Source organism: Streptomyces sp. NPDC001450, assembly GCF_053597295.1.
Genome location: NZ_JBSFHY010000022.1, coordinates 92,247 through 118,665 on the forward strand (window position 1 = coordinate 92,247; position 26,419 = coordinate 118,665).

General features: G+C 70.8%; 25 protein-coding genes and 1 pseudogene. 18 read left to right on the top strand and 8 right to left on the bottom strand.

Annotated elements, in window-relative coordinates:
* Window positions 1-637 precede the first annotated feature (637 nt).
* Window positions 638-1,171 carry an ATP-binding protein gene (locus tag ACWC5O_RS24325; RefSeq protein ID WP_450583933.1) on the top strand — a complete coding sequence of 178 codons (534 nt, stop codon included), beginning with the start codon at window positions 638-640 and terminating at the stop codon, window positions 1,169-1,171.
* A gap of 324 nt (window positions 1,172-1,495) precedes the next feature.
* Here ACWC5O_RS24325 and ACWC5O_RS24330 read toward each other — a convergent pair whose 3' ends face one another.
* A complete protein-coding gene (locus ACWC5O_RS24330; RefSeq protein WP_450583935.1) occupies window positions 1,496-2,176 on the bottom strand; it encodes a GntR family transcriptional regulator in 681 nt (226 codons plus the stop codon).
* A 143-nt stretch (window positions 2,177-2,319) separates the two neighbouring features.
* Here ACWC5O_RS24330 and ACWC5O_RS24335 point away from each other — a divergent pair, with 143 nt between their 5' ends.
* The 5 genes from ACWC5O_RS24335 (at window position 2,320) to ACWC5O_RS24355 (ending at window position 8,745) form a co-directional block, all read left to right on the top strand.
* Entirely contained in the window at window positions 2,320-3,975 is a 1,656-nt protein-coding gene (locus ACWC5O_RS24335) for an L-lactate permease (protein ID WP_450583937.1), read from the top strand.
* Window positions 3,975-5,357, top strand: a complete 1,383-nt coding sequence (locus ACWC5O_RS24340) for an FAD-binding oxidoreductase (RefSeq protein ID WP_450583939.1) — start codon at window positions 3,975-3,977, stop codon at window positions 5,355-5,357. Before ACWC5O_RS24335 ends, ACWC5O_RS24340 begins: the two co-directional genes overlap by 1 nt.
* Entirely contained in the window at window positions 5,354-6,610 is a 1,257-nt protein-coding gene (locus ACWC5O_RS24345) for a (Fe-S)-binding protein (RefSeq protein ID WP_450583940.1), read from the top strand. The genes ACWC5O_RS24340 and ACWC5O_RS24345 overlap by 4 nt, the downstream gene beginning before the upstream one ends.
* A gap of 8 nt (window positions 6,611-6,618) precedes the next feature.
* Window positions 6,619-7,236, top strand: coding sequence for a hypothetical protein (locus ACWC5O_RS24350; RefSeq protein ID WP_450583942.1), 618 nt, complete (start codon window positions 6,619-6,621; stop codon window positions 7,234-7,236).
* Window positions 7,237-7,308: 72 nt separating this feature from the next.
* Window positions 7,309-8,745 carry an IS1380 family transposase gene (locus ACWC5O_RS24355; protein WP_450584169.1) on the top strand — a complete coding sequence of 479 codons (1,437 nt, stop codon included), beginning with the start codon at window positions 7,309-7,311 and terminating at the stop codon, window positions 8,743-8,745.
* A 240-nt stretch (window positions 8,746-8,985) separates the two neighbouring features.
* Here the strand turns inward: ACWC5O_RS24355 and ACWC5O_RS24360 are convergent, their stop codons facing one another.
* On the bottom strand, window positions 8,986-9,504 hold the full coding sequence (locus ACWC5O_RS24360) for a MepB family protein (protein ID WP_450584170.1): 519 nt from the start codon (window positions 9,502-9,504) through the stop codon (window positions 8,986-8,988).
* A 175-nt stretch (window positions 9,505-9,679) separates the two neighbouring features.
* Between ACWC5O_RS24360 and ACWC5O_RS24365 the strand changes: the two are divergent.
* Window positions 9,680-10,472, top strand: a pseudogene (locus ACWC5O_RS24365) (transposase).
* 560 nt (window positions 10,473-11,032) lie between these two features.
* Here the strand turns inward: ACWC5O_RS24365 and ACWC5O_RS24370 are convergent.
* The gene (locus ACWC5O_RS24370) at window positions 11,033-11,695 is read right to left on the bottom strand and encodes a PH domain-containing protein (protein ID WP_450583944.1); all 663 of its coding nucleotides are present in this window, start codon (window positions 11,693-11,695) and stop codon (window positions 11,033-11,035) included.
* A 131-nt stretch (window positions 11,696-11,826) separates the two neighbouring features.
* Here ACWC5O_RS24370 and deoC point away from each other — a divergent pair, with 131 nt between their 5' ends.
* From deoC to ACWC5O_RS24385, 3 genes are read left to right on the top strand one after another with little or no spacing between them, the layout of a single operon-like run.
* Entirely contained in the window at window positions 11,827-12,789 is a 963-nt protein-coding gene (gene deoC, locus ACWC5O_RS24375; protein WP_450583946.1) for a deoxyribose-phosphate aldolase, read from the top strand.
* A 5-nt stretch (window positions 12,790-12,794) separates the two neighbouring features.
* Window positions 12,795-14,231 carry an aldehyde dehydrogenase family protein gene (locus ACWC5O_RS24380; RefSeq protein WP_450583948.1) on the top strand — a complete coding sequence of 479 codons (1,437 nt, stop codon included), beginning with the start codon at window positions 12,795-12,797 and terminating at the stop codon, window positions 14,229-14,231.
* On the top strand, window positions 14,224-15,153 hold the full coding sequence (locus ACWC5O_RS24385; protein ID WP_450583950.1) for an aldehyde dehydrogenase family protein: 930 nt from the start codon (window positions 14,224-14,226) through the stop codon (window positions 15,151-15,153). Before ACWC5O_RS24380 ends, ACWC5O_RS24385 begins: the two co-directional genes overlap by 8 nt.
* Window positions 15,154-15,244: 91 nt before the next feature.
* Here ACWC5O_RS24385 and ACWC5O_RS24390 read toward each other — a convergent pair whose 3' ends face one another.
* A complete protein-coding gene (locus tag ACWC5O_RS24390; RefSeq protein WP_450583952.1) occupies window positions 15,245-15,667 on the bottom strand; it encodes a hypothetical protein in 423 nt (140 codons plus the stop codon).
* 127 nt (window positions 15,668-15,794) lie between these two features.
* Here ACWC5O_RS24390 and ACWC5O_RS24395 point away from each other — a divergent pair, with 127 nt between their 5' ends.
* Complete coding sequence (locus tag ACWC5O_RS24395) at window positions 15,795-16,430, top strand: uridine kinase family protein (RefSeq protein ID WP_450583954.1); 636 nt, start codon at window positions 15,795-15,797, stop codon at window positions 16,428-16,430.
* 147 nt (window positions 16,431-16,577) lie between these two features.
* On the opposite strand, the gene ACWC5O_RS24400 is transcribed toward ACWC5O_RS24395, so the two are convergent.
* Window positions 16,578-17,315: a SigE family RNA polymerase sigma factor gene (locus ACWC5O_RS24400; protein WP_094215327.1), complete on the bottom strand. Its 738-nt coding sequence runs from the start codon at window positions 17,313-17,315 to the stop codon at window positions 16,578-16,580.
* Window positions 17,316-17,544: 229 nt separating this feature from the next.
* Between ACWC5O_RS24400 and afsQ1 the strand changes: the two genes are divergently transcribed.
* The 5 genes from afsQ1 to ACWC5O_RS24425 all read left to right on the top strand — a co-directional run bounded on the left by afsQ1 (window position 17,545) and on the right by ACWC5O_RS24425 (window position 21,367).
* The gene (gene afsQ1, locus ACWC5O_RS24405) at window positions 17,545-18,222 is read left to right on the top strand and encodes a two-component system response regulator AfsQ1 (RefSeq protein WP_450583957.1); all 678 of its coding nucleotides are present in this window, start codon (window positions 17,545-17,547) and stop codon (window positions 18,220-18,222) included.
* Window positions 18,219-19,811, top strand: coding sequence for an ATP-binding protein (locus ACWC5O_RS24410; RefSeq protein WP_450583959.1), 1,593 nt, complete (start codon window positions 18,219-18,221; stop codon window positions 19,809-19,811). The genes afsQ1 and ACWC5O_RS24410 overlap by 4 nt, the downstream gene beginning before the upstream one ends.
* Window positions 19,808-20,419 carry a hypothetical protein gene (locus ACWC5O_RS24415; RefSeq protein WP_450583960.1) on the top strand — a complete coding sequence of 204 codons (612 nt, stop codon included), beginning with the start codon at window positions 19,808-19,810 and terminating at the stop codon, window positions 20,417-20,419. The genes ACWC5O_RS24410 and ACWC5O_RS24415 overlap by 4 nt, the downstream gene beginning before the upstream one ends.
* 93 nt (window positions 20,420-20,512) lie before the next feature.
* Window positions 20,513-21,070, top strand: coding sequence for a VanZ family protein (locus tag ACWC5O_RS24420; RefSeq protein WP_450583962.1), 558 nt, complete (start codon window positions 20,513-20,515; stop codon window positions 21,068-21,070).
* A 93-nt stretch (window positions 21,071-21,163) separates the two neighbouring features.
* Window positions 21,164-21,367, top strand: coding sequence for a PspC domain-containing protein (locus ACWC5O_RS24425; protein WP_450583964.1), 204 nt, complete (start codon window positions 21,164-21,166; stop codon window positions 21,365-21,367).
* A 77-nt stretch (window positions 21,368-21,444) separates the two neighbouring features.
* On the opposite strand, the gene ACWC5O_RS24430 is transcribed toward ACWC5O_RS24425, so the two are convergent.
* Together ACWC5O_RS24430 and ACWC5O_RS24435 are read right to left on the bottom strand one after the other, a co-directional pair.
* Window positions 21,445-21,798 carry an ATP-binding protein gene (locus ACWC5O_RS24430; RefSeq protein WP_450583965.1) on the bottom strand — a complete coding sequence of 118 codons (354 nt, stop codon included), beginning with the start codon at window positions 21,796-21,798 and terminating at the stop codon, window positions 21,445-21,447.
* A gap of 148 nt (window positions 21,799-21,946) precedes the next feature.
* On the bottom strand, window positions 21,947-23,122 hold the full coding sequence (locus ACWC5O_RS24435) for an adenosine deaminase (RefSeq protein ID WP_450583967.1): 1,176 nt from the start codon (window positions 23,120-23,122) through the stop codon (window positions 21,947-21,949).
* A gap of 121 nt (window positions 23,123-23,243) precedes the next feature.
* Here ACWC5O_RS24435 and ACWC5O_RS24440 point away from each other — a divergent pair, with 121 nt between their 5' ends.
* Window positions 23,244-24,005 carry a dienelactone hydrolase family protein gene (locus tag ACWC5O_RS24440; protein ID WP_450583969.1) on the top strand — a complete coding sequence of 254 codons (762 nt, stop codon included), beginning with the start codon at window positions 23,244-23,246 and terminating at the stop codon, window positions 24,003-24,005.
* 24 nt (window positions 24,006-24,029) lie between these two features.
* Here the strand turns inward: ACWC5O_RS24440 and ACWC5O_RS24445 are convergent, their stop codons facing one another.
* A complete protein-coding gene (locus ACWC5O_RS24445; protein WP_450583971.1) occupies window positions 24,030-24,992 on the bottom strand; it encodes a LysR family transcriptional regulator in 963 nt (320 codons plus the stop codon).
* 63 nt (window positions 24,993-25,055) lie between these two features.
* Here ACWC5O_RS24445 and ACWC5O_RS24450 point away from each other — a divergent pair, with 63 nt between their 5' ends.
* Complete coding sequence (locus ACWC5O_RS24450) at window positions 25,056-26,345, top strand: MFS transporter (RefSeq protein ID WP_450583973.1); 1,290 nt, start codon at window positions 25,056-25,058, stop codon at window positions 26,343-26,345.
* Window positions 26,346-26,419: the final 74 nt, after the last annotated feature.

A 26,419-nucleotide genomic window follows, 5' to 3' on the forward strand; every position in this document is an offset into this window, starting at 1 on the left:
CGCCGCGATCACGCCAGCTCAGCCGCCCGAAGCGAAACAGGGAGCCTCCCGCCCGGCCCCTGCCGGGGCCGGGCGGTCACTTCGCCAGCTACCAGGTCGGAGTTATTGACAGACGTGAATCATTGTCTGACAATCTCCAAATAGGGCATCAGGCAAGGCGGGGAGCATGCCATGGCCGACTACCAACAAGTCTTCGGTCCCCTCACACATGACCGGGTCTGTCGCCCGGAGTGCGCCGTGCGTCGCATTCTCCTCCGGTTGCGCTCTGCGCCTTCCTGGCGGGCTGTGCCCGCCGGGCACGGAAGGCCGCACCGGCGGCACTCACGGCGGCCTTGGGGTCCAACGGTCCTCGGTCTTCCCGGTATCCGTGGGGCCACGGCGACTCTGGCGACGGGAGAGGCGACCTTTCCGACCCTCTTCCGATCACATGATCGCGCTGCGGATCCGCAAGCTGACGGAGGTCGCCAGACGGGCGCGATGATCCACCGGGCGATCGGCGGGGCTGCACTGCCTGGGGCGGCTCCCCGGCGTCTGGCTGGGATGATCCCCGTGACCGCCAGCCCGCTGGTCGGCCCCGGCGCGCACCGGGCAGGCCGGGCGGATGGGCCGGCCCTCCGAGACGGGAGTGAACGCCGTCATGAGTATCCGTGAACGCAGCGTCGCTGTCGCGTCGGCGGATGGCGCCAGGCTGCTGACCGAGACCGCGGGGCAGAGGGGCGCGCAGCCGGGCAGGGCAGTGCCGCGCATGGTGATGAGTATCGCCTCCGAGTCATCGCTGGTGCCTGCTGTGCGGCACAGCGTGCGCGCCACGGCGGCGATCCGGGGTTCGTCCGAGCTCGCCGGGCAACTAGAACTGCTGGCCAGCGAACTGGTGAGCAATGCGGTGCGGTACGGCGGTGGGGGCGGCGTGACGGTGCTGCTGACGATCCAGGGCGGCGTGGCGCTGCTGGAGGTCGAGGACCGCAGCGACGCCGAGCCGGTCGTCTGCCCGGTCGGCGAGGACGACGAGGGAGGCCGCGGTCTGGCGCTGGTCGCTGTCCTGGCCGACGCGTGGGGTTGGCGCCCGGCCGGGCGCGGCGGGAAGAGGGTGTGGGTCAGGGTGCTGGAGCCGTGCTGTCCGGCAGCCTTCACGAAAGGCACGCCTGAGGGGTGCTGGCACCAGCGCGGGTGAGGGCGCCGGTCGGGACTGAACCCGGATCATCGGGGACGGCAACGGCAACGAGGTGCGACGGAGAGCCGGTCGGCGCGTTGCCCGCTGCCGGAAGCCGCGCCAGCGCGCAAGGGACCGTCAAGGTGGAGCGCTGCCCGCTATGGCGCCACGGCGGCGGTGCCGCGCTTGGGGCCAGAGGGCAGCGCACTCGGGGGCCCGCTCGGCATGCCGAGCGCGGCGCGCAGGCGGAGGGCGCCCGTCCGCATCGGTACATCCAGGGCCCCTGCGCCGTCGCAGTGCGCCGAGCGCTCCGCTGCGGCGGCCGTTGGGAGTCGCGGCCCCGTCTCACCGCCGGCCTTCGGTGTCGGCAGTTTCGAAGACTTGTTGCAGGGAGCGGCAGGCGCCGTCGAGGTGTGCCCGCATCGAGTTCACCGCCTCGTCGACGTCCCCGGACCGCAGAGCCTGAAGCACCTTGCCGTGCTCGGCGACTATGCGCTCGCGACCCAGGGTGTGCCGGGTCTGGACCATGCACAGATGCACCTCGCCCTTGATGCCCCGATACAGGCGGCTGAGGCGGGGACTGCCGACCGCGTCCACCAGCGCCTGGTGGAATCGCAGGTCCGGCTCGACGAAGGCGCTGTGCGGCGCGTCGTCCTCCACCCGGTCGAGATCCGTGATCGCCCGGTCGGCGGCGGCCAGCGGTACGGTGCCGCGCTCGACCAGGACGCGTACGACCTCCGCCTCCAGGGGCGTTCGCACCAGGAAGAGGTCCTCGACGTCGGCCCCGGTCAGACGGGGGACGGAGGCAGCCTTGTTGGCCTCACGGTGGAGCAGGCCCTCGTGCACCAGGGCGGTGACGGCGCTGCGGGCGGTGGGGCGCGAGACGCCGTACTCGGCCGCTATCTCGGTTTCGGCCAGGTTGGTGCCGGGGGTGAGTTGCCCGTCGAGCACCCGGTCACGCAGAGAAGCGGCGAGTGCCTCGACGACCGAGACGGTGGACAGCCTGAGCGTGGCGTCCTGAGTCATGAACACCTCCGTGACGGAACGCTGCCATTGTCGCACGCTGTCAGCCCCGACCCATTGACAGGCATGAATCATTGTCTGACAATCTCGCCCACGGGGTGACGGGGGTCACAAGTGGTGCGTTCAATGAGGCAAGGAGTCTCGTCATGGTTGGCTATCAGCAGGTCTTCGACCCCGTCGCCGGGTCTCTCGCCTGGAGTGCGCTGTGCGCGGCGCTTCCCCTGGTCACGCTCTTCGTGTTGCTGGGCGGGTTGCGCTGGAAGGCGTGGAAGGCCTCCCTCGTAGCCCTCGCCGCGGCTCTGGGCGTGGCGGTGTTCGCCTACTCGATGCCTGTGGGGCAGGCGGCCCTGGCGGCGGGCGAGGGTGCGGCTTTCGGCCTCTTCCCGATCATCTGGATCGTGCTGAACGCGCTGTGGATCTACAAGCTGACGGAGATCACGGGCTGGGACGCGGTGCTGCGCCGGGCGTTCGGATCACTCTCGGGTGACCAGCGCGTCCAGGCCGTGATCATCGCTTTCTGCTTCGGCGCGCTGTTGGAGGCGCTGGCCGGCTTCGGCACCCCGGTGGCGGTCTCCTCGGTGATGCTGATGGCGGTCGGGTTGAGGCCGATGAAGGCAGCCGCGGTCTCCCTGGTGGCCAACACGGCGCCCGTGGCGTTCGGCGCCATCGCGGTCCCGATCACCACCCTGGCCAAGATCACCGGGTTGGACGCGGCGGACCTCGGCGCGATGGTGGGTCGGCAGACTCCGCTGCTGGCGCTGTTCGTGCCGCTGCTGCTGGTCTTCATGGTGGACGGCAGGCGCGGCGTCCGGCAGGTGTGGCCTCTCGCCGTCGTCGCCGGCTTCGCCTTTTCCGCCGCCCAGTTCGTCAGCTCCAACTACCTCTCGTACGAGATCGCCGACATCGTCGCGGCCTTCACGGGCGCCCTCGCCGTCGTGGGGATGCTGCGGGTCTGGCAGCCGCGGGAGACCCTGGCGGCAAGCCCGGTGCCGGTCATAGCCGGCGGTGCGGCAGCCGACGAGCGGTTCGACGCCGTGGAGCGGCGCAGACAGACCGGCGAGGGTTCCGCTCTCCTGGCCTTCGCCCCGTATCTCACCGTGGTGGTGCTCTTCGCGGTGGCCACGCTGGGCCCGGTGAAGACCTGGCTGGAGGAGCACTCGGGGTGGAAGTTCGCCTGGCCGGGTCTGAACGTGGTCAACGGCTCCGGCAAGCCGCTCGCCTCCGCGACGTTCAACTTCAACCTGTTCAACGCGGGCGGCACCGTCCTGCTGATCGCCGGTGTGCTCACTGCGGCGGTCTACAGCATTCGTGCCGGGCGCGCGGCACGGGCCTATGGCGACACCGTCCGGCAGTTCCGCTGGACCATCGTCACGGTCATGGCGGTCCTGGCCCTGGCCTATGTGATGAACCTGTCCGGCCAGACGGTGACGCTGGGACTGTTCCTCGCTCAGACCGGGGGCGCGTTCGCCTTCCTCTCCCCGGTCGTCGGCTGGCTGGGGGTGGCCGTCACCGGCTCCGACACGTCGTCCAACTCCCTGTTCGGGCTCCTGCAGCTCACCGCAGCCCAAAAGACGGGAATCTCTCCCTACCTGCTCGCCGCGGCCAACACTACCGGCGGCGTGCTGGGCAAGATGGTCTCCCCGCAGACCCTGGCCATCGCCGCCGCAGTCGTGGGGCTGGAGGGCCGCGAGGGCGAGCTGTTCCGGCGCGTCCTTGGATGGGGCCTCGGGCTGCTCGTCGCGGTCTGCCTGCTGGTCTACCTGCAGTCGACCCCCGTGCTGGGCTGGATGGTGGTGCGCTGATGACCGCGAAGACGGACCTCGCCCGGGACCTGGCCGACATCGTCGGGCCCGGTCACGTACGGGTGGACGCCGGCGCTCTCGCCGCCTACGCCCGCGACGCCACCCCGCTCTTTCACGCCCTGCCTCAGGCCGTGGTGCTCCCCGGCACCGCCGAGGAGGTCGCCGCCGTCCTCCGGTACGCCACCGCACACGGCATCCCCGTCGTACCGCGCGGCGCCGGCTCCAATCTGTGCGCCGGCACCGTGCCCCTGACCGGTGGCATCGTCCTGGTCCTGACCCGCCTGAACCGCATCCTGGAGGTCAGCCCCGGAGAACTGCTGGCCCGTGTCCAGACGGGAGTAACCACCGCGCAGCTCGCGGACGCCGCCGCCGAGGCCGGGCTGCTCTACGCTCCCGATCCCGGAAGCCGTACGGTCTCCACCATCGGCGGCAACATCGCCACCTGCGCGGGCGGCCTGCGCGGACTGAAGTACGGAGTCACCCGCAACTACGTACTCGGCCTGGAGGCCGTCCTGGCCACCGGCGAGATCATCCGCACCGGAGGCCGGCTCTGGAAGGACGTGGCCGGCTACGACCTGACACGGCTGCTCACCGGCTCCGAAGGCACCTTGGCCGTGGTCACCGAGGCCACCGTGGCCCTCCTTCCCGCACCCAAGGACAGCGGAACCGGCATCGCCTACTTCGCGTCCCTCGCCGACGCCTCCAGGGCGGTCACGGCCGTCATCGCCTCCGGCATCGTCCCGGCCACGCTGGAGTTCCTCGACCGCAAGTGCATCGCCGCGGTCGAGGAGTTCGCCGGGCTCGGCCTGCGCGCCGACGCGGGAGCGCTGCTCATCTTCGGCGACGACGGGGCGCCGGCCACCGTGTCCGGCAACCTCGCCCGGATCCAGGACGTGTGCCTGGAAACGGGCGCCCTTGAGGTCACCCTGGCGGAGAACGTGGCACGCGCTGACGCTCTGCTCGCGGCGCGACGCTGCTCGCTGCCCGCGCTGTCCCGCCTCGGCTCGCTGACAATCCTGGAGGACGCCACCGTTCCTCGGCACCGGATGGCCGAGATGGTGGACCGCATCGACGACATCGCCGACCGGTACGGACTGAAGATCGCCACGTTCGGCCATGCCGGTGACGGCAACCTCCACCCCACCTGCGTCCTCGACCCCGACGACAGCGCGGCCATCGACCGTGCCCACAAGGCATTCGCGGAGATCTTCGCCGCCGCCATCGATCTGGACGGCACCATCACGGGCGAACACGGCGTGGGCGCCGCCAAGCTGCCGTACCTGGCGGACAAGATCGGCGCGGACCAGGTGGCTCTGCTGCGCCGTATCAAGAAAGCCTTCGACCCGGCAGGGATCCTCAACCCCCGAAAGCTCGGCTCATGACAGACAGTATGAACACACACCGCAGTGAATCGGCCGTGCCCGGTTCCGAGGCCGCCGGGCAGGGCCAGGGCCGCGGCATCTTCGACAAAAACCTGCTCGACCGTTGCATCTCATGCGGCTTCTGCCTGCCCGCCTGCCCCACCTATGCCCGTACCGGCGAGGAGACCTCCTCTCCGCGTGGACGCATCACGCTGATGCGCGCGCTGGAGTCCGGCCGCCTCGACGAGGACGATCCGACGCTCGCCGAGGAGTCCTCGTTCTGCCTGGGCTGCCGTGCCTGCGAGACCGTCTGCCCCGCCGGAGTGGAATACGGCTTGCTGCTGGAACAGTGGCGTGACCATCAATGGCGGGGCCCCAACCGGCCCTGGATCGCCCGGATCCTGATGGCCCTCGTCTCCCGTCCCGCGCTGCTGCAGGCCCAGGCCCTGGTACGGCGCCACGCCCGCGTCGACCGCGCCCGCGACGAAAGAACCCATGGTGAAAGCGCCCGCGACCAGCGAGGCCGCAACGAGCATGCCGGCGCTGAGGAGCGGATCCCGAACGCGCCGGAGCAGACCGCGTCGCTGATGCTGGGCTGTGTCGAACGGGGCCTGTATCCGAAGGTCTCCCGGGCCGTCCTGGAACTGCGACCGGAGATCACCGTCCCGCCCGGGCAGGGCTGCTGCGGCGCGTTGCACGCTCACAACGGCGACTCCGTCGCCGGTGAGGCGATGGCCCACGCCCTCGGCCGGCGGCTGCCGGGCACGATCGTGACCACCGCAGGCGGATGCGCCGCCCACCTTGCCCACCACCTCGGCCGGGACCGGGTCCAGGAACTGAGCCAGTACCTGGACCGAGTCGGTCACCGGCCCGTGGGCCGGGTCACCGTCGACGGACGGCCGGCCAGGGCAGCCCTGCAAGATTCCTGCCATCTGCGCAATGGTCTCGGGGTGACCCGGCCTCCCAGGGAGCTGATCGCTTCCGTCGCCGAGTACGTCGAACTCCCGGGCGCGGGTGAGTGCTGCGGCGCCGCCGGCACCTACGCGATGCTCCGGCCCTCGGACAGCCGGGCCGTACTGGATCCCAAACTCGACGCCTTGGAACACGCGGAAGTCGACTACGTCGTCGCGGTCAATCCGGGCTGCCTGCGCCAGCTCCAGCAGGGACTGCGCCGACGGCGGTCCCACATCCGCGCGGTCCACCTCGCCGAGTTCCTCACCCTGGCGGTGCCCGTCTCCGCCAACGAGGCAGACGACACCGCAAAGGGGCGCTGACCCATTCGATGCCCACCGACCACGCCTGCCAGGCCGCGGCCGAACTCGCCGCTCACAGCGTCGACCCGATCCGGGCCCTCGCCGATACGGGACACCCGAACGCAGGACCGGCGGGTGACCTGGACGGCCGGTCGGTGGGCGCGGTGGTCCTGCTCGTCTTCCTCGACGGGCTGCACGCCGAACTCAGGGGCACGCTGAGCAACTGGCACTCCAGCGCCGGCGACACAGTCCGCAGCGCACTCGGCATGCCCGCCTCCCAGACCGAAGCAGGCTCCCAGCGAGGACAACCGACCCTCCGGCAGACCCTGGCCCTCGTCCGGGCCAGGGCACAGCAAGTGCTCACCGCACTGGCGGACCCGACCCGCAACACCCCGGTCCGTCCCGGCGAGCTGCCCAGGCGGCTGAACCTGGTCGAGGACGCGTTCGCCGGTGCACTGCGCCGGACGGCGGTCCCCGAGGAGACGGCGGTGCGCTGCTCCGCCGGCCTGGCGCAGGCCGCCGGCTCACTGTTCGGTGTGTGGCCCTCTCCTCCACCCCGGCCGCCCCGGACCGCACCCGTCCCAAAGCCGCCACGCCCCGCCTGGCCGACCGCCCCACTCCCACCCTGGACCGGTGGCCTGCCCTAGCTGGCCTGGCCGTTTCGCCTGAGCAAGCGAAAGTGCCCTCTGACCTGGGACGATAGAGCTTGCCTAAGACTTCTGTCGTTCCATCAGGAAGGCACTTTCTGCGTGCACACTACCGCCTCGCGCCCCCAGCTCGTCGTCTCGGCCGACGGCCATGGAGTGGTCAGCCACGCAGGATCGCGACTGCTGGCCGATCTCGCCGACGCAACCGGCCTGACCACGGCCTTCCACCAACGCGCTGCGCCACCTGCGGCCACGAGGCACCGACACGCCCCCGGACGGATCGCCGTGGACATGGCCGTGATGCTCGCCGACGGCGGCGAAGCAATCCGTTACCTCTCCGTCCTGCGCGACCAGCCTGCGGTGTTCGGCCCGGTCGCCTCCACACCGACCGCATTGCGGCTGTTGGCCGGCATCGATTCCAGGACGCTGGCCGCACTACAGGCGGCGAGAGCCACGGCTCGGGAGGTTGCCTGGCTGCAAGCCGCCGAGACCCGGGCAGGGGTACTGCCTGCCCGCGCCGCCGGCCGCGACCTCGCGGGCCTGGTCCTGGACATCGATGCCACCCTGGTCACCTGCCATTCCGAGAAGGAGCAGGCGGCGGCCACCGACAAGCACGGCTTCGGGTTCCACCCGCTGCCGTGCTTCCTGGACAACACCGGCGAAGCCCTCGCCGGACTGCTACGGCCCGGCAACGCCGGAGCCAACAGCGCAACCGACCACATCACCGTCCTCGACCAGGCCCTCGCCCAGATCCCCGACGCCCACCGCCACGGCACCGACATCCTCATCCGCACCGACACCGCCGGAGGCGCCAAAGCCTTCCTGCACCACATCCGGTCCCGGCGCACCCGCGGCATCCGCACGTTCTTCTCGGTCGGACACCCCATCACCGGGCCGGTCCGCCGCGCGATCCGGGCCCTGCCCGACCAGGTCTGGCACCCGGCACTGGACCAGGACGGCAGCCTGCGGGCCGGAGCCCAAGTCGCCGAACTGACCGACATGATCGACTTGGCCGGCTACCCGGACGGCACTCGGATCATCGTCCGCCGCGAGCGCCCGCACCCCGGCGCCCGACTATCCCTGTTCGACCTGGACGAAGGCGTACGCCGCCAGGTCTTCCTCACCGATACGCCCCACACAGGCGGCGGAACAACCCAATACCTGGAAGCCCGCCACCGCGCGCACGCGCGCGTCGATGACCGCATCCGCAGCGGCAAGTCCACCGGCTTCGGCCGCTTTCCCTCCCGCCACTTCACCATCAACGCCGCTTGGCTCGAACTCGCCCTCGCCGCCACCGACCTGGTCGCCTGGACTCGCACCTTGCTACTGGAAGGTGAACTGGCCACCGCCGAGCCGAAGAAGCTCCGTCACCGGATCCTGCACGCCGCCGCCCGCATCACCCGCGGCGGACGGCGCCTGCGTCTGCGAATTGCCACGACATGGCCCTGGCGAAACGAACTGACCAGTGCCTTCGCCCGCCTGGTCGCACTGCCCCGCCCGGCCACCTGACCACCATGACTGTCCCTGCCCACCCACGACCGAGGAGCCCGGAGAACCCGGCCGAGCGCCGGGCCATCGGCATGCCCACCCGCTAACCAGTAGCCAAAAACGCCGGTCGAACCGGGATCCACCCAGCGCAGCCACCCGGAGCGAAACAGGGAGGCTAGACGAGTCATTCCGAATGATCAGTGGTCGTAGGCGATCAGGGATCGTGTGACCGGCCGGTCTTGTGGTTGTGCCAGCGCCGTCCTATGGGTGGTAGAGCTCATGGGCGCGGGCGGAGTCGATGGGCCCGTCCTGGTGCAGGGACAGGAAGTGGTCCAGCTGCCAGGTCTGCGCGCTGCCGGCTTGGCGGTTGGTGGTGGTCACCCAGGGCGGGTAGACGCGGAAGGCTCGCTTCCCACCAGCACCGTTTGTTGATACGACACCGTGTTGGCGGAGCGCGTCCATGGGAAAGATGAACTGGCCGAAGTGGTGATGGTCGCGGGTGCTGATGACGAAGAGGTCGACGGGGTCCGTGGTGTCGAAGGGCTGGATGGGCCCGCCCGGGGACCTCTTCCATACGGTGACGAATTGTCCGACCTTGGCGGGGGTCGTCTTGGCTGCGCGGAACCGGATGGAGAGGCCGTCGAGGGTGAATTCGTGGGCGGCGTAGGCGGCACTCTCGGCTTCGGGAACTGGCTGCGAGCAGGTGAAACCGCAGGGGTCGTAGACGAGCGCCTTCACCGCAAGGAGATCGCTGTGGGCCGGGGTGGTGTCCGACCACATTTTGAGGCCGGTGGGTTGGAGATCGGATGAGTAGTCGCGGTTCGTCGTCATTCGTTCACCCTGCCATGAGTGTTTGGACGGTCGCTGACGTCGACTTGGGGCGTAGCTCCCGTCGAGGCATGCCGAATGCCGACGGTGTGTCCGGGTACGCGGACAGGGCATCCAAGATCATTGTGTGACGAACAACCTGGACGCCCTGCTGACCGCACTGTACGTGAAGATCGATGACGAGATCGCAGCTGTCCGATGACTTGGCCGTCCGCCGCAGCTGACAGATTCTGAGCTCGTCACCCTCGCTGTTGCGCAGGCGCTGCTGGGCCGCATTGCCGCTGGTCAAGAAGGCGATACGGCTGCTGGCGGTGGACACGGACTTCTGGTTCGACCCGCACTGGATCGTCGACTCCACGCCGGTGGAGTGCGGCCGCTCGCGCCCGACGGTGAAGCGCTCGGACATGGCCGGCTGGGCCGGATACGGGTACTGCGCTTCGCACTCGCGGTTCTTCTGGGGCTTGCGCCTGTTCCTGGTGTGTACCCCGACCGGGATGCCGATCCTGTGGGCGCCGGCGAACCCGAAGATGGACGAGCGGGAGGTACTGACCGCGATGCTCGACCGCGAACCGGAGACGGTCACGCACCGGCCTGGGCTGCTGCTGATCTCCGACAAGGGCTTCGCCTCCAAGGAGTTCGAGGTCGATCTGGCCTTGCGGGGCGCCGAGTTGCTGCGGCCGTCGTTCAAGCGGGAGAAGAAACGCAAGGGCGAGAGCCTCCTCAAGTCGGTGCGGCAGCTGATCGAGTCGGTCAACGACACCCTCAAGGGCCTGCACGACCTGGAACGACACGGCGGCCGGACCTTCGAAGGTGTCGCCGTCCGTGTCGCCCAGCGCATCCTTGCCATGGCCGCGGCGATCTGGCACAACCACAAGACCGGCCGGCCGGTCACACGATCCCTGATCTCCTACGACCACTGATCATTCGGAATGACTCGTCTAGGGGTGGGGACTTGTCAGCAGGCGGGCGGCCCCCGGTGCATTCGTCACAGGCGCCTCGCCTGCCCCGCCCAGGGCAGTGACTGGAAGATTTGAGCCAGAGGCCCACCTGGAGAAAAGCACAGGTCAGAAACCTAGTCCAGGCGGGGGAGGTGGGAGAAGGTCTGCGGCCTCTTGTCCGACCGCGCCCGCCGACCCACCGCCAGCCGCCGAACTCAGCTCATACCCAGGCAGACGCACGCGCGCCCCCACAGCCAACGCCACGGACGCAGCCCGCCCAAGGGCCCAACCAGGCTCAGCCGGCCACATTCCTCCAGCCGCCCGCTCGCTTCTCCCCCGTGCTGGAGCGAGCCGAGCCAGGGGGCGGCCGTAGGCCGATCGGCGTCAGCCGACGCGGGAGTGGAGCACAGCGGAACGGGAGCGCCCTTCACTCGGCTCGCGGAAGCACGACACTGACCGAGAAGCGGGCGGCCCCACGGGCACGCCTCCAACAGGCATTCACACACCCGACCTCGCACCCCGGCACCGGCACCGGCAAGCCCTCAGCCGATCACCAGCAGCACGGCCAGCAGCACCGCCCCGGCGACCACGGGCGCGATCAGCTCGTAGGCCCAGCGCACGGTCACCTCGCCCTGCGCCGACTCGGCCTGCCCGCGCCGCTCCTGGGTGGCGCGCAGGTCGTCCATGATCTGGTCGGTCTCGGCGCGGGTCGGGCCGTCGTGGCCGCCGAAGCCGCCGAGGATGCCGAAGCCGCCGGGCCCCGGCCCGGCGGAGCGTCCCTCGCCCTTGGCCGCCGCCTTGGCCCGGCTCTGCTGGCGCGCGGCCTTCTTGCGGGCGCGCAGCGACACGGGGATGGCCCACAGCTGGTACTTGGTGCCGGAGTTGGCGATGACCTCGTTGGTGTAGCCGGAGCGCAGGGAGGCGACCTCCCCCCAGGGCAGGCTGATCACCCGGAACGGGTTGCGGACCCGCAGCCGGTCCTCGCCCGAGAAGACCGCCGGCCGCAGGGTGAATGCGATCACCAGCGGGACGACCAGGATCAGCGCGGCGAGCGCGAGCCAGGGAGTGCGCCCGCTGCCGTGGATCAGCGCGTCGAAGCCCAGCCAGCCGGCCAGCACGAGCAGCAGCACACCGGCCAGGAGCGCCATGGGCGAGCGGTAGGTCAGGTCCTTGGCGGTGGCCGACTGGTGGTCCGGGGTCGTCATGCTCCCGATTCTGCACGACGCCGGCGGAACCGACGCTACGCGCCCCCGTACCGGCGCTCATCCGTGATCGACAGCCAGGCGATGAGCACCCGGGGCTATACAGCCGCTACGCGCGTAGATATGCTCGTCTGGTGACCATGCCCACTGCACCCACAGCACACGCTCTCGCTGACGTCACCGCGTCCGACAGCACGCTGCGCCGCTTCCTCCACGGGCTGCCCGGCGTCGACGCGGTCGGCCTGGAGGCGCGCGCGGCGTCTCTCGGCACCCGTTCCATCAAGACCACCGCGAAGGCGTACGCCATCGACCTCGCCATCTCGATGGTCGACCTGACGACGCTGGAAGGCGCGGACACCCCGGGCAAGGTCCGGGCGCTCGGCGCCAAGGCGGTCCACCCGGACCCGACGGACCGGACGACCCCGACCACGGCGGCCGTCTGCGTCTACCCCGACATGGTGGCCGTCGCCAAGGAGGCCGTCGCCGGCTCCGGCGTGAAGGTCGCCTCGGTCGCCACCGCCTTCCCGGCCGGCCGCGCCGCGCTCGACGTGAAGCTGGCCGACGTGCGTGACGCCGTCGCCGCCGGCGCCGACGAGATCGACATGGTCATCGACCGGGGCGCGTTCCTCGCGGGCAAGTACCTGAAGGTGTACGACGAGATCGTCGCCGTGAAGGAGACCTGCGGTGCGAACGCCCGCCTGAAGGTCATCTTCGAGACCGGCGAGCTGTCGACGTACGACAACATCCGCCGGGCGAGCTGGCTGGGCATGCTGGCGGGCGCGGACTTCATCAAGACGTCCACCGGCAAGGTCGCCGTGAACGCGACCCCCGCCAACACCCTGCTGATGCTGGAGGCGGTGCGCGACTTCCGCGCCCAGACCGGTGTCCAGGTCGGCGTGAAGCCCGCCGGCGGCATCCGCACCACCAAGGACGCCATCAAGTTCCTGGTCCTGGTCAACGAGACCGCGGGCGAGGACTGGCTGGACAACCACTGGTTCCGCTTCGGCGCCTCCTCGCTGCTGAACGACCTGCTCATGCAGCGTCAGAAGCTGGCCACCGGCCGCTACTCCGGCCCCGACTACGTGACGGTGGACTGATCATCATGGCTTCCGTATTCGAGTACGCTCCCGCACCCGAGTCCCGCTCGGTCGTCGACATCGCCGCTTCCTACGGCCTGTTCATCGACGGCGAGTTCACCGAGGCCGCCGACGGCAAGGTCTTCAAGACGGTCAGCCCGTCCACCGAGGAGGTCCTCTCCGAGGTCGCCCAGGCCGGTGAGGCGGACGTCGACCGCGCGGTGAAGGCCGCCCGCAAGGCGTTCGGGAAGTGGTCGGCGCTGCCGGGCTCCGAGCGCGCCAAGTACCTGTTCCGCATCGCCCGCATCATCCAGGAGCGCAGCCGCGAGCTGGCCGTGCTGGAGACGCTGGACAACGGCAAGCCGATCAAGGAGACCCGCGACGCGGACCTCCCGCTGGTCGCCGCGCACTTCTTCTACTACGCGGGCTGGGCCGACAAGCTCGACCACGCAGGCTTCGGCGCGAACCCGCGTCCGCTGGGTGTCGCGGGCCAGGTCATCCCCTGGAACTTCCCGCTGCTGATGCTGGCGTGGAAGATCGCCCCGGCGCTGGCGACCGGCAACACCGTCGTCCTCAAGCCCGCCGAGACGACCCCGCTCTCCGCCCTGTTCTTCGCGGACATCTGCCGCCAGGCGGGCCTGCCCAAGGGTGTCGTCAACATCCTTCCGGGCTACGGCGACGCGGGCGCCGCGCTGGTCGCGCACCCGGACGTGAACAAGGTCGCCTTCACCGGCTCCACGGCCGTCGGCAAGGAGATCGCGCGGACCGTCGCCGGCACCCGCAAGAAGCTCACCCTCGAACTGGGCGGCAAGGGCGCCAACATCGTCTTCGACGACGCCCCGATCGACCAGGCCGTCGAGGGCATCGTCACGGGCATCTTCTTCAACCAGGGCCAGGTCTGCTGCGCGGGCAGCCGCCTCCTGGTCCAGGAGTCGATCCAGGACGAGCTGCTGGACTCTCTCAAGCGCCGCCTGTCGACCCTGCGTCTCGGCGACCCGCTGGACAAGAACACCGACATCGGCGCGATCAACTCCGCCGAGCAGCTCTCCCGCATCACCTCGCTCGTCGAGCAGGGCGAGGCGGAGGGCGCCGAGCGCTGGTCCCCCGCCTGCGAACTGCCGGCCTCCGGCTACTGGTTCGCCCCGACGCTGTTCACGAACGTCACCCAGGCGCACACCATCGCCCGCGACGAGATCTTCGGCCCGGTGCTGTCGGTCCTCACCTTCCGCACGCCCGACGAGGCCGTCGCCAAGGCCAACAACACTCAGTACGGCCTCTCCGCCGGCATCTGGACCGAGAAGGGCTCCCGGATCCTGGCCGTCGCGAACAAGCTGCGCGCCGGCGTCGTCTGGTCCAACACGTTCAACAAGTTCGACCCGACCTCGCCGTTCGGCGGCTACAAGGAGTCGGGCTTCGGCCGCGAGGGCGGTCGTCACGGCCTGGAGGCGTACCTCGATGTCTGAGAAGTCCGAGAAGACCGAGAAGACTGAGAAGTCCGAGCAGCAGCGGCTCAGCGTTTTCAAGACCTACAAGCTGTACGTCGGCGGGAAGTTCCCGCGTTCCGAGAGCGGCCGGGTGTACGAGGTGACCGACTCGAAGGGCAACTGGCTGGCCAACGCTCCCCGGTCCTCCCGCAAGGACGCCCGTGACGCGGTCGTGGCCGCCCGCAAGGCGTTCGGCGGCTGGTCGGGGGCCACGGCCTACAACCGCGGCCAGATCCTCTACCGCGTCGCGGAGATGCTGGAGGGCCGTCGCGAGCAGTTCGTGCGCGAGGTGGCCGACGCGGAGGGCCTGTCCAAGTCGAAGGCCGCCGCCCAGGTGGACGCCGCGATCGACCGCTGGGTCTGGTACGCGGGCTGGACCGACAAGATCGCCCAGGTCGTGGGCGGCGGGAACCCGGTGGCGGGCCCGTTCTTCAACCTCTCCTCGCCGGAGCCGACGGGCGTCGTGGCCGTACTCGCCCCCCAGGAGTCCTCCTTCCTGGGCCTGGTGTCCGTGATCGCCCCGGTGATCGCGACCGGCAACACGGCGATCGTGATCGCGAGCGAGAAGTCCCCGCTCCCCGCCCTGTCGTTGGGCGAGGTGCTGGCCACCTCGGACCTGCCCGGCGGTGTGGTCAACATCCTCTCCGGCCGTACGGCGGAGATCGCGGCGCCGCTGGCCGCGCACCAGGACGTCAACGCGATCGACCTCGCCGGCGCCGACGACGTGCTGGCGAAGGAGCTGGAGATCGCCGCGGCCGACAACCTGAAGCGCGTCCTTCGTCCACAGCCTGTGGACGACTGGCCGGCGACTCCCGGCATCGACCGCATGACGGCGTTCCTGGAGACCAAGACGGTCTGGCACCCGACGGGGTCGCTGGGCGCGTCGGGTTCCTCGTACTGACGGCCTGACGGCCTGACGGCCCCGCAGAGCCGGAGAACCGCGCCACCCCTCCGTCCGGGGGTGGCGCGGCTCTCCTCGTGCCTGCCGGGGTTCAGCCCAGCGGGGCGCCCGCACCGCCGCCCAACAGGCCGGTCACCAGCCCCACTCCCGGCACCGCGCTCAGCGACTGCGCCTGCGCGACCGGACCCGTCAGCATCTGCGTGCCGACCGGCTTGAAGTCGGCGACCTGCGTGCCCACGCCGTTGTCGAGCGGGTCGACGCCGGTGCCGGCGAGCGGGTTGGGCTTGAGGCCGGCGACCGGGCCGGTGACGTAGCCGACCGTCCCGGTGAGGGCCGACAGGCCCGCCTTGGGGTCGACCTTGCCGAGCGCGGTGGGACGCCACGGTACGTCGACGACCGGGGCCGCGGCCGCGTGTGCCGTCGCCGCACCCGCGCCGAGGGCCGCTCCGGCGGTCGCGAGGGCGATCAGGGCGCGCCGCGCGGTGGGGTGCTGGGAGGAAGCGTGTCGGGCCATCGCTGGGGCCACCTTCTGGTGCGCAGGGTAATGAGGTCAGCACGTAGGGTAGTTGAGGTGAGGCTCACGCTCAAAAGCCGACCCGCGGGGTCGGCAGGCGGCTCACCATGCGTCAAACTGGTGTTCCGTGAGCCTTCATCTCCCGTCACCCGCCCGTGTCGTCCTGCTGTGCGGCCCCTCGGGCTCGGGCAAGTCACTCGTCGCCGCCCGTTCCGGGCTCCCCGTCCTGCGCCTCGACGACTTCTACAAGGAGGGCGACGACCCGACGCTGCCGCTGGTGGACGGAAGTTCGGACATCGACTGGGACCACCCGGAGTCGTGGGACGCGGACGTCGCCATCGAGGCCATCACCCGGCTGTGCGCCTCCGGGACGACGCCGGTGCCGGTGTACGACATCGCGCTGAGCGCCCGTACCGGCGAGGAGCCGCTGCACATCGGGCGCACCCCGCTGTTCATCGCGGAGGGCATCTTCGCCGCGGAGATCGTGCAGCGCTGTCGTGAACTGGGGGTGCTGGCGGACGCGCTGTGCCTGACCCGCGGCCCGGTCACCACGTTCCGCCGGCGTTTCCTGCGCGACCTCAAGGAGGGCCGCAAGTCGGTGCCGTTCCTGCTGCGCCGCGGCTGGCGGCTGATGCGCGCGGAGCGGTCGATCGTGGCCCGCCAGGTCTCGCTGGGCGCTCACCCCTGCAACCGGGACGAGGCGCTGGGCCGACTGGCGGCCGCCGCCGCGGGGCGGCACGCGCGGCAGCGGACGGCGGCGTAACAGAACGCGGAGCACGCGAAACGGGACTGGACGGACCCCCCGGCCCTCCAGTCCCGCTCCTCGGTACTCCCCCGTGTTTCCCTGTACCCCCGTGGGTCCACCCCCCAGTGGTCCCCCGTCGCTCCCCCGTCGTTCCCCCCCGAACCTTCAGGCGACCAGTTCGCCGAAGGCGTCCTCCTCGTCACGGCCGAAGCTGAGGACCTCGTCCTCGCGCAGCCGGCGGAGCGACCGCCAGATGCTGGACTTCACCGTGCCGACACTGATGTCGAGGATCTCCGCGATCTCCGGGTCCGTGCGGCCCTCGTAGTAGCGCAGGACCAGCATGGTGCGCTGGAGTTCGGGCAGCCGGGCCAGCGCCTGCCACAGGACCGCGCGCAGCTCGGTGCCGCGCATCGCGTCCGTCTCGCCGGGCGTCTCCGGCAGTTCCTCGGTCGGGTACTCGTTGAGCTTGCGGCGCCGCCAGGCGCTGATGTGCAGGTTGGTCATGGTGCGGCGCAGATAGCCGCCGACCGCCGCCTTGTCGCTGATCCGGTCCCACGCCTTGTACGTCGAGAACAGCGCGCTCTGCAGCAGGTCCTCGGCCTCGAAGCGGTCACCGGTCAGGTGGTAGGCGGTGGCGTACAGGGAGGCGCGGCGCTCCTGGACGTAGGCGGTGAACTCCGCCTCCGTCAGCGAACGGCGCTCCCCCGAGTCCTCCCTGTACGCGGATCCCCCGTGCGTTTCCCCCGTGTACGCGTCAACCACCGTCATGTAACCGGTGTGCTGACGCCCGGCGCCGCGAGCGCACCCCCGCCCGCTCACGGCGCCGGACTTCTCGGAACCCCGGTGCACGTCGTGCAGACGCGTGACCACTGCGCTGGTGCTGATGCTGTGCAGCGTGTTCATCTCGCGCTCCCCGTCGTGGACTTCCGGTGTCCGGCTTGCTCGGCGTTGCTTCCTTGCCGGTGCCGAAAAGCTTGCCGAGCGACCTTCTCGGACGTGTCCGCCGACTGTCACAGACCTGTCACAGGGGTCCGGCCCAGGGCCGTCACAGAGCGCGCACAGGAGGTGGCGGTAGGGAGGGCATGGTGTCGGCAGGTCGTACGAGAGCCCGTCCATGGGCCAGAATGAGCCCGTGCCTTCCCTGTTGCTGATCGAGGACGACGACGCCATCCGCACGGCCCTGGAGCTCTCTCTGACGCGCCAGGGTCACCGGGTGGCCACCGCTGCCAGCGGTGAGGACGGTCTGAAGCTGCTGCGAGAGCAGCGACCGGATCTGATCGTGCTGGACGTGATGCTGCCCGGCATCGACGGGTTCGAGGTGTGCCGGCGCATCCGGCGCACCGACCAGCTGCCGATCATCCTGCTGACCGCCCGCAACGATGACATCGACGTGGTCGTGGGGCTGGAGTCCGGCGCCGACGACTACGTCGTGAAACCGGTGCAGGGCCGCGTGCTGGACGCCCGGATCCGGGCCGTGCTGCGCCGCGGCGAACGCGAGTCCAGCGACTCGGCGGCCTTCGGCAACCTGGTCATCGACCGGTCGGCGATGACCGTGACCAAGAACGGCGAGGACCTGCAGCTGACGCCGACCGAGCTGAGACTGCTCCTGGAGCTGAGCCGGCGGCCCGGCCAGGCGCTGTCCCGGCAGCAGTTGCTGCGGCTGGTGTGGGAGCACGACTACCTGGGCGACTCGCGCCTGGTGGACGCGTGTGTGCAGCGGCTGCGCGCCAAGGTGGAGGACGTGCCCTCGTCCCCGACCCTGATCCGTACCGTCCGTGGTGTCGGCTACCGCCTGGACACCCCTCAGTGACCGATACGCAAGGGGGGCTGCGCGGCTGGGCCGCGGGGCGTAAGGGAAATCTGTCGCGGCTGCGGTTCACCAGCCTCAGGCTGCGACTGGTCGTCGTCTTCGGTCTGGTCGCGCTCACCGCCGCGGTGTCGGCGTCGGGCATCGCCTACTGGCTGAACCGGGAGGCCGTGCTCACCCGCGCCCAGGACGCGGTGCTGCGCGACTTCCAGCAGGAGATGCAGAACCGGGCGGGTGCGCTGCCGGTGCACCCGTCGCAGGACGAACTGCAGCACGCGGCGGGTCAGATGGCCGGCAGCAGCCAGCGGTTCAGCGTGCTGCTGGTCGCCCAGGACCCGAGCGGCAACACGGTGTACGGCAACTCGGGCGGCATCAACGGCTTCGCGCTGGAGGACGTGCCGGGGTCGCTGCGCGCCGCGGTGGACAAGCGGCAGAAGGTGACCGACTCCAACGAGTCGCCGTACCACCTGTACTGGCAGCGGGTCGACAACCACGGCACGCCGTATCTGGTCGCCGGCACCCGGCTGATCGGCGGCGGTCCGACGGGCTACATGGCCAAGTCGCTGGAGCCGGAGGCCAAGGACCTCAACTCGCTGGCCTGGTCGCTGGGGATCGCGACGGGTCTCGCGCTGATCGGCTCGGCGCTGCTCGCGCAGGCCGCCGCCACGACCGTACTGAAGCCGGTGCACCGGCTCGGGGTGGCTGCCCGGCGGCTCGGCGAGGGCAGGCTGGACACCCGGCTGAGGGTCTCGGGCACGGACGAACTCGCCGACCTGTCACGGACGTTCAACAACGCGGCCGAGGCGCTGGAGAAGCGGGTGGCCGAGATGGCCGCGCGCGACGACGCGTCCCGGCGCTTCGTGGCCGACATGTCCCACGAGCTGCGGACGCCGCTGACCGCCATCACCGCCGTCACGGAGGTGCTGGAGGAGGAGCTGGACGCGGACGCCGGGAGCATGGACCCGATGATCGAGCCGGCCGTACGGCTGGTGGTCAGCGAGACGCGGCGGCTGAACGACCTGGTCGAGAACCTGATGGAGGTCACCCGCTTCGACGCGGGCACCGCCCGTCTGGTCCTGGACGACGTCGACATCGCCGACCAGATCACCGCCTGCATCGACGCCCGCGCCTGGCTGGACGCCGTGGAGCTGGACGCCGAGCGCGGGACCCACGCCCGCCTCGACCCGCGCCGCCTGGACGTCATACTGGCAAACCTGATCGGCAACGCGCTCAAGCACGGCGGGTCGCCGGTGCGGGTCTCGGTGCGGATGGACGATGAAGAGGGCGCCGACCTGGTCATCGCGGTGCGCGACCACGGGCCCGGCATCCCCGAGGACGTCCTGCCGCACGTCTTCGACCGCTTTTACAAGGCCAGCGCCTCCCGGCCGCGCTCGGAGGGCAGCGGCCTGGGCCTGTCCATCGCCCTGGAGAACGCCCACATCCACGGCGGTGAGATCACCGCGGCCAACTCCCCCGACGGGGGCGCGGTGTTCACGCTGCGGCTGCCGCGGGACGCCTCACGGCTGACGGAGGAGAACGACGAGGGCACCAAGAACGACGAGGCCGGGAAATCCGGGAAGGAGGGGTCATGAGAGCAGGGACCGTACGCAGTCTGCTGGCGGCGCCCCTCCTGGCCGCGCTGCTCACCGGGTGCGGCATCCGGCCCACCGAGGTGCCGACGGACTTCGGCGGGGCGCCCTCCCGGGTGCCGTGCACGCCGTCCGGGCCCGGTGTGCCGACACAGCCCTCGCACGGGGTGGCCGTGCAGGTCTTCCTGCTGTGCGGCTCGTCCCTGGTCGCCGTCGACCGGACCGTCCGGGTCCCGGAGGGCACCCCGGACGAGCGGCGCCGGGTGATCGTGGCGCAGGGCCTGCTGGACCAGCTCGCCGCGTCCCCGTCGGCCGGGCAGAAGGCGGCGGGCTACACGACGTACGTGCCGGGCGGCCTGAGCGTGACCGGGCCGGGCCGGAAGGACCCGGACGAGACGCTCAGGCTGAGCACCCCACCGGAACAGCTCACCTCCTACGCCCTCGCCCAGCTCGTGTGCACGCTGTCCGACTCGGCGGCGACCGAGGGAGACGGCTCGGTCGTCCTGGGCGGCCCGGGCACCGCCCCGCTGCGCCGTTACGAGTGCACCGACGACGTCCGCAACCGCCCGGGGACGACCGAGCCGCCGTCCAGCGAGGTCACGGCGGGCTGAGCAGCCGCGCGCCGGCGGGTGTGGCGGACGCCTCATGTGCATCCGCGTGACGGATGCGGAACCGATCGTGCACAGGGGTGCGTCTAGGGGGGCGTGCAGCGTCAAGGCTCCATCGGCGGCAGTGCCGCGATCCGCATCCGTGCGACAGGGGGTGTCCTCCTCGTCGCGCACCTCGGGCTCGTCGCCTGGCTGATGCTGCGGCCCCTGGACGTCCCCTGGGTGATGCCCGCCAACCTGCGACCGCTGGCCGGTATCCGGGCCGACCTGGCGCTGGGCTGGCCCGAGGCCGCCAGACGCCTCGGCGAGGGACTGGCCCTGCTCGCACCGCTGGGTGTGCTGCTGCCGATGTCCGGCAGGCTCGACGTCTCCCCGCTCACCTCCCTGGTCCGTACGGCGGCCACGGGCGCCCTGATCTCGCTGGGCATAGCCCTGCTGCAGACGGGGGTGCCGGGCAGGGTCGTGGACGTCGACTCGCTGCTGCTGAACACCGTGGGCGTGATCCTGGCCCACCTGGCCGTGGTGCCCGCGGGCCGGGCCTGGCTGCGGCGCCGGGGCGAGCGCGGACCCCACGAGGCGGAGCAGGTCACCGTCCAGGAGGACCTCCCTCAGGGGCGGACCCCGACGATTCCCAGGGTCGGGATCGCCCCGTAGAGCGACGCTTCGTCCCCTTCGTCTCCGTATCGTGGAAGACAGTTGAGGCGATCGATCGGAGAGCCTCACCCGACGCTCACGAAGGAGCCGCAGATGTCCAGCCTCGCCCGCCCCACCCACGGCCGCATGATCGGCGGAGTGTGCGCCGCGCTGGCCCGGCGCTTCGGCACCTCCGCGACGACGATGCGGGTCGTCTTCCTGCTCTCCTGTCTGCTGCCCGGCCCGCAGTTCCTGCTCTACATAGCCCTGTGGATCCTGCTGCCGGCGGAGGACAGCACCAAGGCCACCGCCTGGTGAGTCCGGGCACGCGAACGCCGCTGGGGCGCTCCGGACTTCTCCGGGGCGCCCCAGCGGCGTCGTGCGCGCGGCGGAGGTCAGCCGAGCGGGATGCCGTTCACCGGCACGCCGTGCGTGGGCAGGCCCTGCAGCGGCAGTCCGCCGAGCAGGCCGGCGGCCGGCGCGGTCGGGCCGTCGGCGATGACCTTCTGGACGGTCGGCTGCGCGGCGGCCAGCCCGCCACCGAGGGCACCCTGCCCCTGGGCGAGCGCCTCACCGGCGCCCGGCAGTGCCTTGCCGACGTTCTCGGCCGGCAGCGTCCGGGTGACGGTGTCCAGGGCCTGTGCAGCGTCGGGGACGGCCGGGGCCGCGTTGGCCGCGCCCGCACCGACGGCGGCGAAGGCGGCACCGAGGGCGGCGACACCGAGGGTCTTGGCAGCAGACTGCTTCATGGTGAATGCGTCCTTGAATGCGGAGACAGGAGATAAACGATCCGAGCGGTCCACGACCGTAAACACGCCGGACCACCGCCCGCAAACACCGAAATGCGGACGACTTGTGAAAGCCCGTCCGCATTCCGTGCCGACGTTCGCCCCGCCGCTACCCCTCGGATCCGGAAGAACCGCTGGTGGAGGAGGTCTGCTGGAACAGCCACTCGGATTTCAGCTCTGCATATCCGGGCTTGACCACGTCATTGATCATCGCCAGCCGTTCATCGAAAGGAATGAACGCTGATTTCATCGCATTGACGGAGAACCATGCGAGGTCGTCGAGCGTATAACCGAACGCCTCGACGAGATGCTCGAATTCCCGGCTCATACTGGTGTGCGACATCAGCCTGTTGTCGGTGTTGACCGTCACCCGGAAGTACAGGCGCCGCAGCAGCCCGATCGGGTGCTCGGCGTAGGAGGAGGCGGCCCCGGTCTGCAGGTTGGAGCTGGGGCACAGCTCCAGCGGGATGCGCTTGTCACGGACGTAGGAGGCCAGCCGCCCGAGCCGCACCGAGCCGTCCTCACGGACTTCGATGTCGTCGATGATCCGCACCCCGTGCCCGAGCCGGTCGGCGCCGCACCACTGCAGCGCCTGCCAGATGGACGGCAGTCCGAAGGCCTCGCCGGCGTGGATGGTGAAGTGGTTGTTCTCGCGCTTGAGGTACTCGAACGCGTCCAGGTGCCGGGTGGGCGGGTAGCCGGCCTCGGCGCCGGCGATGTCGAAGCCGACCACGCCCAGGTCCCGGTAGCGGTTGGCGAGTTCGGCGATCTCCAGGGCGCGGGCCGCGTGCCGCATGGCGGTCAGCAGGGCGCCGACCCGGATGCGGTGGCCGTTCTCCCGGGCGAGCCGCTCGCCCTCCCGGAAGCCCTCGTTGACCGCCTCGACGACCTCCTCGAGGCTCAGCCCGCCCTCCAGATGCTGCTCGGGGGCGTACCGCACCTCCGCGTAGACGACCCCGTCCTCGGCGAGGTCCTCGGCGCACTCCCGGGCGACCCGGACGAGCGCCTCCCGGGTCTGCATCACGCCGACGGTGTGCGAGAAGGTCTCCAGGTACCGCTCCAGCGAGCCGGAATCGGCCGCTTCGCGGAACCAGATGCCGAGCTTGTCGGGGTCGGTCTCGGGGAGCTGGGAGTAGCCCGTCTCCTGGGCGAGCTCGACGACGGTTCCGGGGCGGAGCCCGCCGTCGAGATGATCGTGCAGCAAAACCTTGGGGGCCCGGCGGATCTGGTCCGGCGTCGGTACGTGCGTCGGGACGGTCCCAGTCGGTGCGGTCTGGCTCGTCATTGCCGCACTGTAGCGCCTACGCGCGTAGAGAGCCGCTGTACGGCATGTACTTTTCCGTCGATATTTAACAGTGACCGCACGGACGGGTTTCGTACACCGTCGCTTCTGACACTGTTCTGTCATGGGACAGCAAGCGACGCCGGTCCGAACGGCCAGGCTGGGAAAAGCAGTCGGCCCGGAGCCGACGTCAGTGAGCGGAGCGGTGCTGCTGCTCCCCGGGGGCGAGGAGATCTCCGCCCGCAGGCCGTCGCCCCTCCAGGCGACGGCCTTCGTCCGCTCCCTCGGCCGCAGGTTCGCTCGCGCGGGCCGCGCGGAGGGGTTGGCTGTCCATACCGTCCACTACCGCTACCGCGGCTGGAACGGCAGCGAGGCGCATCTCGCGGGGGACGCGGAGTGGGCCGCCGACGAGGTCGTACGGCGGTACGGAGACGTTCCCGTGTGTCTGGTCGGACTCGACATGGGCGGACGGGCGGCGCTGCGGGCGGGCGGGCACGAGGCGGTGAACTCGGTCGTCGCGCTCGCGCCCTGGCTGCCGGAGGAGGACGTGGCCGCGGCCGCCGAGCCGGTGAAGCAGCTGGTGGGGCGGCGGGTGCTGGTCGTGCACGGCACGAACGACGAACGCACCGATCCCGAGCTCTCGTTCCGTCTGGCGGCTCGGGCGAAGAAGGTGAACCGGGACGTGTGCCGGTTCGAAGTGCACTCCGACGGCCATGGGCTGCATCAGCATCGGGATGAAGTGCTGAGTCTCGCTGCGGACTTCGTGATGGGGGCGTTGTTCGGGTGTTCGGTGTCGCGGCCGGTGGAGGATGCGCTGGCCGCTCCGCCGCCTATCGGGCTTCGGATGCCCTTGGCCGCGGGGTTCGGTAAGTCGTTGAGACGGTAGGCATGTCCAACCGGCCCCGCGTCCCTAGGCGGGCAGCAGGTTCCCTCTTCTGGAAAGCAGGAACTTCTTGAAGGCGGCCACCGGTGGGGTGTCCGGGCGGTCGGCCAGCCAGGCGACGCCGATCTCGCGGGCCGCCTTGGGGGCTGTCACCGTCAGTTCCACGACGCCCGGTCTCGGGACGGTCGGTGGGGGCAGGAGGGCGACACCCAGACCCGCTGCCACCAGGCCCCTCAGGGTTTCGGCCTCCTCGCCCTCGAAGGCGACTCGCGGGCGGAAGCCCGCCTGCCTGCACAGGTCGTCGGTGATGCGGCGCAGCCCGTAGCCGGGTTCCAGGGTGACGAAGGTTTCGTCCGACGCCTCGGCCAGGCGGATGCGGCGGCGGGCGGCCAGGCGGTGGTCGGCGGGGACGACCAGGCGGAGTTTCTGTTCGTCCAGGCGGCGGGCCACGAGGTCGGGCGCGTCGGGGACCGGAGAGGTGAGACAGAGGTCCAGCTCTCCCGCGCGCAGCCGCTCCAGCATGGCCTCGCCGTAGTTCTGGACGAGGCTGAAGCGGATGCGCGGGTGGTCGGCGCGGAAGGCGTGCAGCAGACCGGGTACGGTCTCGGCGCCCATGGTGTGCAGGAAGCCGAAGGCGACCTTGCCGGTGGCCGGGTCGGCGTCGGCGCGGACCTCCTCGGCGGCGCGCTCGACCTCGGCGAGGGCGCGTTCGACGGAGGCGAGGAAGGTGCGGCCGGCGGTGGTGAGGGAGACCGTACGTCCGTGGCGGGCGAACAGGTCGACGCCCAGGTCCTGTTCCAGGCGGGCCATCGCGCGCGAGAGGGTCGACTGGGGGACGTTCATCTCGTGGGCGGCGCGGGTGACGTGCTCGGTGCGGGCGACGCCGGCGAAGTAGGCGAGGCGGGGGGCCAGCAACCTCGACATCTCAGTCGTGTCTTCTGTGTCACCGGACGGTGACAGTCGCGCCTGTGAGCTCTGCTGATGCACCATGGGAACGATTATGGCGAATCCATGCATTGGACGGATGAGCGGATCCGTACGTAGCTTCGAGACATGTCTCCCGCCAGTACCGGGGCGTCCACCAGCGTGGACGCCGTTTCGCCCGTCCGTTCCTCCGACTCCGCGACCGACTCCCGCATGGCGCCGGGCGGCCCCGGCTACCGGCGGATGAGCTTCGCCCTCTTCCTCGCCGGAGTCGCGACCTTCGCCCTCCTCTACTCCACGCAGGCCCTGCTGCCGCTGATCTCCGGGGAGTACGGGGTCGCGGCGAGCGAGGCGAGCTGGACGGTGGCGGCCGCGACCGGCGGCCTGGCGCTGTTCGTGCTGCCGATGAGCGCCCTGTCGGAGCGCTTCGGCCGCCGTACGGTGATGACGGCCTCGCTGGCGGTCGCGGTGGGCGTCGGCCTGCTGGTGCCGTTCGCGCCGTCGATCGGCACACTGGTGGCGCTGCGGGCGGTGCAGGGCGCGGCGCTGGCCGGTCTGCCGGCCTCGGCGACGGCGTACCTGGCCGAGGAGGTCCGGCCGAAGGCGCTGGTCACGGCGATCGGGCTGTTCGTGGCGGGCAACAGCGTCGGCGGGATGAGCGGCCGGGTGATCACCGGCTGGGTCGCGCAGGAGTGGGGCTGGCGGGTGGCCGTCGGTGTGATCGGCGCGATCGCGGTGGCCTGCGCGGTGGCGTTCCGGCTGCTGCTGCCGGCGCCGAAGCACTTCAGGACCGGCTCGCTGCGCCCCCGCGCCCTGCTCGACACCGTCCGCGACCACCTCTCCGACCCGCTGCTGCGCCGCCTGTACGCGATCGGCGCGCTGTTCATGACGGTGTTCGGCGGTGTGTACACGGTGATCGGGTACCGGCTGACAGAGGCCCCCTTCTCCCTCCCTCAGGGCATTGTCGGCTCGATCTTCCTGGTGTACCTGGTGGGCACGGTGTCGGCGTCGACCGCGGGCCGCCTGGTGGGCCGCCTCGGCCGCCGGGGCGCGCTGTACCTGGCCGGCGGTACGACGGCGGCGGGCCTGCTGCTCTCCCTGGCGGACTCCCTGCCCCTGGTCCTGCTGGGCCTGGTCCTGATCACCGCGGGCTTCTTCGCGGGGCACGCGGTCGCCTCCTCGGCGGTCAGCAAGACGGCCACCCGCGGCCGCGCCCAGGCCTCGGCCCTCTACCAGTCCGCGTACTACGTCGGCTCCAGCGCCGGCAGCACGGTCGGCGCGATGGCCTTCCACTCGGGCGGCTGGGCCGGCACGGTCACCGTCGGCGTCCTCGCGGTCCTCGGGGTCGTGACGATCACGGTCCTCGGCTCCCGGGCGGCCCGGGTGGCGGCCCGGCGGCAGCCGGTGGCGGCGCACTGATCTTCGCTCCTCGCATTCCCCCTGCCCACAGCCCGTTGTCAGTGGCCGCGGATAGTGTCCGCGGGTCAACTGGA

Coding starts and splice junctions, on each gene's coding strand:
- ACWC5O_RS24415 (WP_450583960.1), top strand. CDS start 19,808: ATGAGAGCAGGGACCGTACGCAGTCTGCTGGCGGCGCCCCTCCTGGCC.
- ACWC5O_RS24380 (WP_450583948.1), top strand. CDS start 12,795: ATGGCTTCCGTATTCGAGTACGCTCCCGCACCCGAGTCCCGCTCGGTC.
- ACWC5O_RS24400 (WP_094215327.1), bottom strand. CDS start 17,315: ATGAACACGCTGCACAGCATCAGCACCAGCGCAGTGGTCACGCGTCTG.
- ACWC5O_RS24350 (WP_450583942.1), top strand. CDS start 6,619: ATGCCCACCGACCACGCCTGCCAGGCCGCGGCCGAACTCGCCGCTCAC.
- ACWC5O_RS24325 (WP_450583933.1), top strand. CDS start 638: ATGAGTATCCGTGAACGCAGCGTCGCTGTCGCGTCGGCGGATGGCGCC.
- ACWC5O_RS24385 (WP_450583950.1), top strand. CDS start 14,224: ATGTCTGAGAAGTCCGAGAAGACCGAGAAGACTGAGAAGTCCGAGCAG.
- ACWC5O_RS24345 (WP_450583940.1), top strand. CDS start 5,354: ATGACAGACAGTATGAACACACACCGCAGTGAATCGGCCGTGCCCGGT.
- ACWC5O_RS24430 (WP_450583965.1), bottom strand. CDS start 21,798: ATGAAGCAGTCTGCTGCCAAGACCCTCGGTGTCGCCGCCCTCGGTGCC.
- ACWC5O_RS24335 (WP_450583937.1), top strand. CDS start 2,320: ATGGTTGGCTATCAGCAGGTCTTCGACCCCGTCGCCGGGTCTCTCGCC.
- ACWC5O_RS24390 (WP_450583952.1), bottom strand. CDS start 15,667: ATGGCCCGACACGCTTCCTCCCAGCACCCCACCGCGCGGCGCGCCCTG.
- ACWC5O_RS24440 (WP_450583969.1), top strand. CDS start 23,244: ATGGGACAGCAAGCGACGCCGGTCCGAACGGCCAGGCTGGGAAAAGCA.
- ACWC5O_RS24425 (WP_450583964.1), top strand. CDS start 21,164: ATGTCCAGCCTCGCCCGCCCCACCCACGGCCGCATGATCGGCGGAGTG.
- ACWC5O_RS24435 (WP_450583967.1), bottom strand. CDS start 23,122: ATGACGAGCCAGACCGCACCGACTGGGACCGTCCCGACGCACGTACCG.
- ACWC5O_RS24445 (WP_450583971.1), bottom strand. CDS start 24,992: ATGGTGCATCAGCAGAGCTCACAGGCGCGACTGTCACCGTCCGGTGAC.
- ACWC5O_RS24360 (WP_450584170.1), bottom strand. CDS start 9,504: ATGTGGTCGGACACCACCCCGGCCCACAGCGATCTCCTTGCGGTGAAG.
- ACWC5O_RS24330 (WP_450583935.1), bottom strand. CDS start 2,176: ATGACTCAGGACGCCACGCTCAGGCTGTCCACCGTCTCGGTCGTCGAG.
- ACWC5O_RS24450 (WP_450583973.1), top strand. CDS start 25,056: ATGTCTCCCGCCAGTACCGGGGCGTCCACCAGCGTGGACGCCGTTTCG.
- ACWC5O_RS24340 (WP_450583939.1), top strand. CDS start 3,975: ATGACCGCGAAGACGGACCTCGCCCGGGACCTGGCCGACATCGTCGGG.
- ACWC5O_RS24370 (WP_450583944.1), bottom strand. CDS start 11,695: ATGACGACCCCGGACCACCAGTCGGCCACCGCCAAGGACCTGACCTAC.